This window comes from Corallococcus sp. AB011P (genome assembly GCF_003611605.1).
Classification (GTDB): Bacteria; Myxococcota; Myxococcia; order Myxococcales; family Myxococcaceae; genus Corallococcus; species Corallococcus coralloides.
The window spans coordinates 322456-330453 of the sequence record NZ_RAVX01000007.1; the positions used below are offsets into that span (position 1 = coordinate 322456).

The window sequence follows — 7998 nt, forward strand, 5'->3', positions numbered from 1 at the left end:
GGTGCCCCATCTCCGAGGAAGTCATCCATGGCGTCGTTGCGCACCGTGCTCCCGCCTCCCGTGGAGGAGCCCCAGCTCTACACCGACCTTGCTGGCTGGTGGCCGTTGTTCTCGCCACCGGAAGAGTACGGGGAGGAGGCGGAGGACCTGCTCCCCATGTTGCATCCGGAGGAGGGCCCGGCGCGCACGATGCTGGAATTGGGCTCGGGCGGAGGAAGCCTGGCCTTCCACCTGAAGAAGCACTTCACGCTGACGCTGACGGACCGCTCGGCGGAGATGGTGGCGGTGAGCCGCAAGGTGAACCCGGAGTGCGAGCACCGCGTAGGGGACATGCGCACGCTGCGGTTGGGGCGCACGTTCGACCGGGTGATGGTGCACGACGCCATCATGTACGCGGTGGAGCGCGAGGACGCGCGAGCCACGGTCCACACGGCGGCGGCGCACTGCCGTCCGGGAGGCCGGGTCGTGCTGTTGCCGGACTGCGTGCGTGAGACCTTCGAGCCCCTCACCGAGTCCGGAGGCCACGACGGGCCGGACGGGAGAGGAATGCGCTACCTCATGTGGACCTGGGATCCGGATCCGGAGGACGAGACGTTCGAGACCGCGTTCGCCTATCTGCTGCGCGAAGCGGACGGAACGGTGAGCATGTCGCAGGAGCGTCACCGCTTCGGACTCTTCCGGCGAGACGACTGGCTCGAATGGATGCAAGAGGCCGGCTGTCCCGCGACGACGCGCAGGGACCCCTGGAACCGGGAAGTCTTCATCGGAGTGCGGGAGCAGGACTGATGCGAGGGTGGGGGGCCCTGCTGCTGTTCATCCCGCTGTGGGGGATGGCCGCGCCCGCGCGAGTGGAGCTCGTCTTTGGCGGAGACGTGATTCCGCACGGCGAGGTGAAGTCGGTGGCGAAGGCCCACGCGCGCAGTGGAAACCACGAAGGCTGGGACCACGTCTTCGGGCCGATGTCGGACGTGCTGCGCACGGCGGACGTAGGCGTGGTGAACCTGGAGACGCCGGTCACGGACGAGCGAAAGGCCTTCACACAGGAGCTGGTCTTCAACGCGCCTCCAGCGATGGTGCAAGCGTTGGTGAACGCCGGAGTGAAGGTGGTGTCCACGGGCAACAACCACGCAAGGGATCAGCGCGTGGAAGGCCTGGTGGAGACGCTGCGAAACCTGGACGCGGCGGGACTGCGCCACACGGGCACGGGGCTCACGAGAGACGCGGCCTGGGAGCCGGTGTTCATGGAGGTGCGAGGCATCAAGCTGGGCTTCCTCTCCTTCTCGAGGAGCCTGAACGGCTTCAGCAACCCGAAGGAAGCGGACGCGCCGCACGTAGCGCTCTTGCCCTACCCGGAGCACGCCTCGAGAAGGGGGCTGAAGCCGGAGGAAGCGCTGGAGCGGGTGCGAGCCGCGGCAGCGAAGTGTGACGCGCTCTTCGTGATGGGGCACTGGGGGCGCGAGTACGCGGACACGCCGCACCCGTTGGACAGGGCCTTGGGGCAGTCCTTCCTGGAGGCAGGAGCCTTCGCGGTCATCGGCCACCATCCGCACGTGCTCCAGCCGTTGGAGGCATACACAACGAAGTCCGGGCGCCGGGGTTTCATCGCCTACTCATTGGGCAACCTGGTGGCGAACCAGGCGCGCTTCTACCGGCACGTGAAGGGACAACTGGGCAAGGACGGAGACAAGCGGGACACCCTGCTCCTGAGAGTTGGAGTGACCCGGGCAGAGCCCGGGGCCCCGGTGTCCCTGGCGGATGTCTCAGTGTTGCCGGTCTGGATTGAGAACAACGCCCAGGGCCGCAAGGCGAAATCGAAGCGGAACATCCAGCCGGTGCTCATCGACCGCGAGATTGAAGAAGTATCGCGAAGGTTGACGGCACTCACCCAGCGCACCGTGACGCCCGACAAGGCGACCCGAGCCGAGAAGGCCGCCCTGGAGCAGCGCCTGACCAACGCCCGTTACCGCCGGGAACGCATCCTGAGGATGCTGCCCGCGGAGTTCCGGGTAGCCACCCCGGAGCTGAGGCGAAGAGAGCTGACGGCTCAGACCGCGCACTGAACACACTCTGGGACGCCGCGTCTTGCACGCGGTGTCCGGGCTGAAGCATGTGAACGCTCCCCTCATCCCGGAGCGTTCGTGTCCCATCCCCTCCCATGGTTCCGCTGGAGTCCCCTGGCTCTGACGCTGGCGGCCTCCCTCTCTTGTGCCCCCACCGAGGACCTGGAGCCCCCGCCACAACCCACCACCCAGAAGCAGGGCGTGGACGTGCCGGGCTTCGCCGAGCTGCACCACCACATGTTCGCCGAGGAGGCCTTCGGAGGCGGCTGGTTCCACGGCGGCGTCAACGGCGCGCTCGACACCTGTGACGGAGGCTGGCCCGAGAGCGACCACGCCCGCGTCCGCATGGACCTGAGCGGCCTGCTCAACCTGTGTCCCAACTCCGGAGGCGTGGACCTGAGCGGAGTCCCCATCCTGTCCCAGCTCTTCGGAGTCGCGGGAGCGGTGGGCTCGGAGTTCATCGGGAAGATTGAAGGAACAGAAGGGGACACCGGCCTGCACATGGGCCGCCGTCAGCCCGGCACGGAGTGGCCCCGCTGGGACACCATCGCCCACCAGCAGTCCTGGGGTGGGTGGCTCAAGCAGGCGCACCAGGGAGGCATGTCGCTGGTGGTGGTGTCCGCAGTGAGCAACGGCTTCCTCTGCGAAGCGCTGCCCCCACAGAACCGCAAGCGCGCCTGCGACGAGATGATGGACGTGGAGGTCCAGCTCCAGATGGCCCGCGCCTTCGACGCGGCCAACGACTGGGTGGAGATCGCCCTGTCACCCGCGGACGCGAGGCGGATCATCTCGCAAGGCAAGCTCGCCATGGTCCTCTCCATCGAGACCAGCAAGCTCTTCGGCGCGAAGGACTGGCGCGCGGAGCTGAACCGCTTCCACGCGCTGGGCGTGCGCACGCTCCAGCCCGTGCACCAGTTGGACAACCGCTTCGGCGGAGCGGCCCCGCACAACGCCATCTTCCAGGCCGCGCAGTTCCTGGAGAACTGCCACATCGACACCGACTGCGGAATCACCGCCTCCGGCTTCACGCTGGGCTTCGACGTGGACGCCCAGTGCCGCAACGTGAAGGGCCTCACCGCGGACGGTCAGCAGCTCCTCCAGGCGATGATGGACAAGGGCATGCTCATCGACCTGGCGCACCTGTCGGAGAAGAGCGTGCGCGACGCCTACGCCGTCTCCCAGGCGAACCGCTACTACCCGCTCTTCATCAGCCACGGCCACTTCCGCGAGGTGATGAACGGCAAGCTCGCCCAGCACGAGAAGACCACGCCCGCCTGGGTGGTGCAGATGCTCCGCCGCACGGGAGGCATGTTCGGCCTGCGCACCGCGCACGACGAGACGCGCACGTACACGCCCGCGAACATCGCCAACGACTGCCAGGGCTCCAGCCGCTCCTTCGCGCAGGCCTACGAGTACGGCCGCCAGGGCCTCAAGGTCCCCATGGCCTTCGGCGCGGACTTCAACGGCTTCATCCAGCAGACGAGGCCCCGCTTCGGCCCCAACGGCGCATGCTCCGCGGGCTTCCAGGCGGAGGCGGACGCCCAGGCCCACCAGCAGGAACTGGAGGCACCGGGCCGGCTGGGTACGCCGTTCGACGAGCAGGGCCTGGCCCACGTGGGCCTCCTGCCGGACCTGCTCCGGGACGTGCGGAACCTGGGCGCGGACACCACGCCGCTGGACCGCTCGGCGGAGCTGTTCATCCGCATGTGGGAGCGCACCGCGAGCACCGCGCGCAACGGCAGCATGGCGGACCCCGCGCTGGACATCGACACGGGAGGCATCGCGCAGTGGGTGCCGCCGGACGAGCGCGAGAAGGCGTACCCCACCGTCTGCGGCAAGGCCTACGCACCGGACTCCAAGACGCTGGGCCAGGGCTGCCGCTTTGACGATGAGTGCCAGAGCGAGCAGTGCACCTCCGTGCTCTGCGCCACCTTCGACGGCCGCTGCGTCTGCAATGACGACGGCGACTGCGGCACGTCCCGCTACTGCCAGAACGACATCCCGGGCAACCCCGGCGACAACGACTGCGTGGACCGCAAGACGGACGGCACGTCGTGCAGCCGCGACGGCCAGTGTCTCTCTGGAGCCTGCGGAGGCTGCTTCAACGCGGTGGGCTGGTGCTACACGCCGCGCTCCAAGGCCTACGGGCAGACGTGCAAGTCCGACCGCGAGTGTACCACCGACCGCTGCAGCGCGGACTGCTACCTGAACCCCACGGGAAGCTGCCTCTGCGACAGCGACTCGCACTGCGGAGCGAACCAGTTCTGTGGCTGGGGGCTCAACTCCGGCAAGTGCGTGAACAAGCGAGGCCGGGGCGCGGCCTGCTCCAGCGATCGCGAGTGCGCCTCCGGCACGTGTCGCTGGTCGTTCACCTGCAAGTAGCACCCAATCAGCGAGGCGCCTCGGATTCCTTCCGGGGCGCCTCGTGCAGGTCGCGCAACGCGACAACACGGTCCAGCAGAGGCCCGCCCAGCTTCTTCCGGGCGATGCGCTGCGACGGATAGATGCCCCGGTGGCCGGTGAGCAGGTACGCCACCGTGGCGACGATGGCCACGTGAGGCAGCACGGAGGCGCCCACCAACTCCACCGCCATCAGGGACAGCGCGAGCGGCGTATTGGCCGCCGCCGCGAACAGCGCCGCCATGCCCACCGCCGCGCCCAGGTCCACCGGCAGTCCCAACAGCCGAGCGAGGACGTTGCCCAGCGCCGCGCCAATGAAGAACAGCGGCGTCACCTCACCGCCCAGGAACCCCGCGCCCAGCGTCACCACCGTGAACACGAGCTTCCAGGCGAACGCGCCCCAAGGCAGCGACACATCCTCGAACGCGCGAAGGATGCCGGGCACGCCCAGGCCCAGGTAGTCGCTGGTGCCCGCGAGCTTCCAAAGCCCCACCACCCCCAGGCCGCCCAGGGCCATGCGCACGGGAAGCCACGGCACACGGCGCTCCAGGACCCGCTTCAGTCCATGCGTGCCCTCGATGAAGGCCACCGCCACGCCCGCGATGCCCACCGCGAACACCAGCCACTTGCCCAGCACGGGCAACGTCAGCGCCAGCGCCTGAGGCACCGGATACGCGGTGTGATGGATGCCCAGCCCGCGAGTCACGATGTCGCCCACGACAGCAGCCGTGAGCGCGGGCAGGAGCGCCTCGTAGCCCAGCCGGCCCACGCACACGACCTCCAGCCCGAACACCGTGCCCGCCAGCGGCGTGCCGAACACCGAACCGAAGCCGCCCGCGATGCCCGCCGCCAGCAGCTCGCGCCGGGTGTCAGGAGTCACACGGAAGCGCCAGGCAATCTGGTCCGCCAGGCTCGCGCCCATCTGCACCGCGGTCCCCTCGCGTCCCGCGCTCCCGCCGAACAGGTGTGTGAGCACCGTGCCCAGCAGCACCATGGGCGCCATGCGAAGGGGAATCACCGCGTCGCCCGCGTGCACCGTGTCCAGCACCAGATTGTTGCCGCCCCGGATGGACGCGCCCCACCGGCCGTACACCGCACCCAGGACGAGTCCCGCCACGGGCAGCGCGTACACCAGCCACTCATGCGCCAGCCGGAACTCCGTGGCCTCTTCCAGCAGCGCCAGGAACACCGCGGACGCCACGCCACACACGCCCCCCACGATGGCGCCCAACAGCAGCCACTGGCCCAGCGCTCGAGCACTCCCGGAGAGGTTCATGGCTGGACTCTAGCCGTGAAACAATGCGTCAACCGGAAGCGCTGCGTCAGCAATGGGGACACAACGGCTCCATTCTGACGCACCGTGGCGGAATTCGTGTTCAACATGGAATACATATTGCGGGGTTAATTCAGGTCTGAGGAGTGATTCCAGAGTCAAACCCGTGTACCGTGCGCGGCCTCTCCCCATTGCCGGGGCGGGAACCCCCTACCTCTTCAGGAGCCGGTATGTCCGTTCGTCGCAGCGGGCTGTCCCTCGCCGCCGTCCTCGCCGCCACCACCCTCAGTGGCACCGCGATGGCCAGCACCATCAACCAGAACACGTCGTGGACCATCAACCGCTCGGCGTCGCAGACGTACCGGGTGGTGGCCTACGGCGACTCCATCTTCGCTGGCTACAACGGCGGAATCACCAGCGTGGGGCGTCGTGCGGCCCCGGTGGTGGAAGGTGAGTACGCGGCGAAGAAGTGGGGCACCAACGTGGAGGTCATCCGCCGCACGAAGTCCGGCGCGAAGGCGGACGACATCTACAACAACAAGATCGTCTCCGAGCGCTCCTACATGCAGGACTCCCGGACGCGCGTCGTGATGTTCGAGATGTGCGGCAACGACTACCTGCAGGCCCGCAGCGCGTTCTCCGACCAGACCGGCACCTGTAACTACAGCGGCCTGCAGAACGCGCTGACGGCGTGCACCACGTACATGGAGCGTGGCATGCAGGCCATCAACCAGTACGCGACCACCGCCAAGGTGAAGGTCATCTCCAACATCTATTACCCCGGCTATGACGCGGACAACGTGCTGACGTCCTGCACGGACGCGACGACGGGCCAGAAGGTGAACAAGCAGCAGTACTTCCTGCCGCTGCTGGCGCGCAGCAACTGGCGCGCCTGCAACCTGGCGGCGAAGTACGGCTTCAAGTGCGCGGACGCCTTCGCGGAGATGATGGCCTCCGACTACGACCGCAACGGCGACGGTCAGATTGACTCCGCGGCCATCGCGTACCGCGCCGGCGAGACCGAGGACGCCTACGTCCAGCGCATCAGCGTCACCCTGCGCAGCACGCTGCGCGACGCGAACGGCCACCTGGCGAACAGCAGCACCAGCTACGACTACATCCAGTCGGACAACACGCACCCGACGTACACGGGCTCCACCATCAGCGTGAACATCTTCTCCGGCTCCGGCTCCGGCTCCGGGGCGCCGTCCTACACGGACGCCCAGGTCGTCGACGGCAAGAACCCGGACTGGAACAAGTTCGGCCACGAGCGCATGGGCTGGAGCATCTCCACGTTCGACCCCGCGACGCCGTGACGTAAATCGGCATCCGTAGGGAGAAAGGGCCTCCGACCTGTCACCGGGTCGGGGGCCTTGTCGTGTCCGGACCGAGGGAGTGGCCTGCAGCCCGGTCAGCGTCCAGGCGTCCAGGCCTCCTTTCGTCGGAGCGCCAATGATCAGGTCCGGCTCAAACGAGGGTTTGACGTCATCGGCCTGAAGCGTTAGAGAGTGCACCCCCCGCGACGAACCGCTGGCCCCCGGGCCTCGGAAATCAGCGCGGGGGGGAAGAAAAGGATCGACGAAGGTTGTTGATCCCGAACGCGGCGAAGAGGTAGAAGCCGCGCCCCTCACCTCGAAGCCCGCGCACTGGCGCGGAAGGCACTTCGGGGAGAGAGCAGCACCGACAAGAAAATAGGGCAGTCAACAAGCGGGTTGACAGCGAGCGCGGCGAAGAGATAGAAGCCGCGCCCCACCGAAGAAGCAGCGGTCCGGAAGGCAACACTACGGACGCAAAGCGGTGAAGAAAGCTGACAGCAAGCGGTTGACAGGGAACGCGGCGCTGAAGTAGAAGCCGCTCCCCTTCGAAAAGAAACGGCGGAAGTCACTGGACGGCGCCGACGAACTTCGAAGCAGCCCGCAGGACGCAAAAGCGAAGTTGACGCTGACTGCGAACTGAAATAGAAGCTGCAACCCCGCCGGGCGAAACAAACCGGCAAGCAACAAAGTCGCAACAAGCGGCTCGGTCTTTGAAAACCAAATAGCAAGCCCAAGTAGTAATGGATTGCGGAAACCCGCAGTCAATTTTTTGAGGGCGCTTCACCTCAAGAGCAGCGCTGAAAAGCGCAGCGAGAGGGAAGTGCCGACGAATCAGCGAGCCGAGACTCCTTAGCCGGGTCTCGGGGAACGCCGGTTCAAGCAAACCAAGAATACAATTGGAGAGTTTGATCCTGGCTCAGAACGAACGCTGGCGGCGTGCCTAACACAT

Annotated in this window: 5 protein-coding genes; 4 read left to right on the top strand and 1 reads right to left on the bottom strand. The window is 67.1% G+C overall.

All coding sequences use genetic code 11. The annotated features are described in order from the left end of the window. The first annotated feature begins 27 nt into the window (after positions 1–27). From D7X30_RS21255 to D7X30_RS21265, 3 genes are all read left to right on the top strand, one after another. Entirely contained in the window at positions 28–786 is a 759-nt protein-coding gene (locus D7X30_RS21255; protein WP_120564761.1) for a class I SAM-dependent methyltransferase, read from the top strand. Beyond that, a complete protein-coding gene (locus D7X30_RS21260) occupies positions 786–2060 on the top strand; it encodes a CapA family protein (protein WP_120564762.1) in 1275 nt (424 codons plus the stop codon). Before D7X30_RS21255 ends, D7X30_RS21260 begins: the two co-directional genes overlap by 1 nt. Positions 2061–2138: 78 nt before the next feature. Further along, positions 2139–4442, top strand: a complete 2304-nt coding sequence (locus D7X30_RS21265; RefSeq protein ID WP_120564763.1) for a membrane dipeptidase — start codon at positions 2139–2141, stop codon at positions 4440–4442. A gap of 7 nt (positions 4443–4449) precedes the next feature. Here the strand turns inward: D7X30_RS21265 and D7X30_RS21270 are convergent, their stop codons facing one another. Continuing rightward, the gene (locus D7X30_RS21270) at positions 4450–5736 is read right to left on the bottom strand and encodes a chloride channel protein (protein WP_120564764.1); all 1287 of its coding nucleotides are present in this window, start codon (positions 5734–5736) and stop codon (positions 4450–4452) included. A gap of 227 nt (positions 5737–5963) precedes the next feature. On the opposite strand from D7X30_RS21270, the gene D7X30_RS21275 reads away from it, so the two are divergent. After that, on the top strand, positions 5964–7049 hold the full coding sequence (locus D7X30_RS21275) for an SGNH/GDSL hydrolase family protein (RefSeq protein ID WP_120564765.1): 1086 nt from the start codon (positions 5964–5966) through the stop codon (positions 7047–7049). Positions 7050–7998: the final 949 nt, after the last annotated feature.

What these genes read in the sequence shown, in the direction of transcription:
- D7X30_RS21270 (WP_120564764.1), bottom strand. Translation starts at nt 5,736, where the DNA reads ATGAACCTCTCCGGGAGTGCTCGAGCGCTGGGCCAGTGGCTGCTGTTG.
- D7X30_RS21260 (WP_120564762.1), top strand. Translation starts at nt 786, where the DNA reads ATGCGAGGGTGGGGGGCCCTGCTGCTGTTCATCCCGCTGTGGGGGATG.
- D7X30_RS21255 (WP_120564761.1), top strand. Translation starts at nt 28, where the DNA reads ATGGCGTCGTTGCGCACCGTGCTCCCGCCTCCCGTGGAGGAGCCCCAG.
- D7X30_RS21275 (WP_120564765.1), top strand. Translation starts at nt 5,964, where the DNA reads ATGTCCGTTCGTCGCAGCGGGCTGTCCCTCGCCGCCGTCCTCGCCGCC.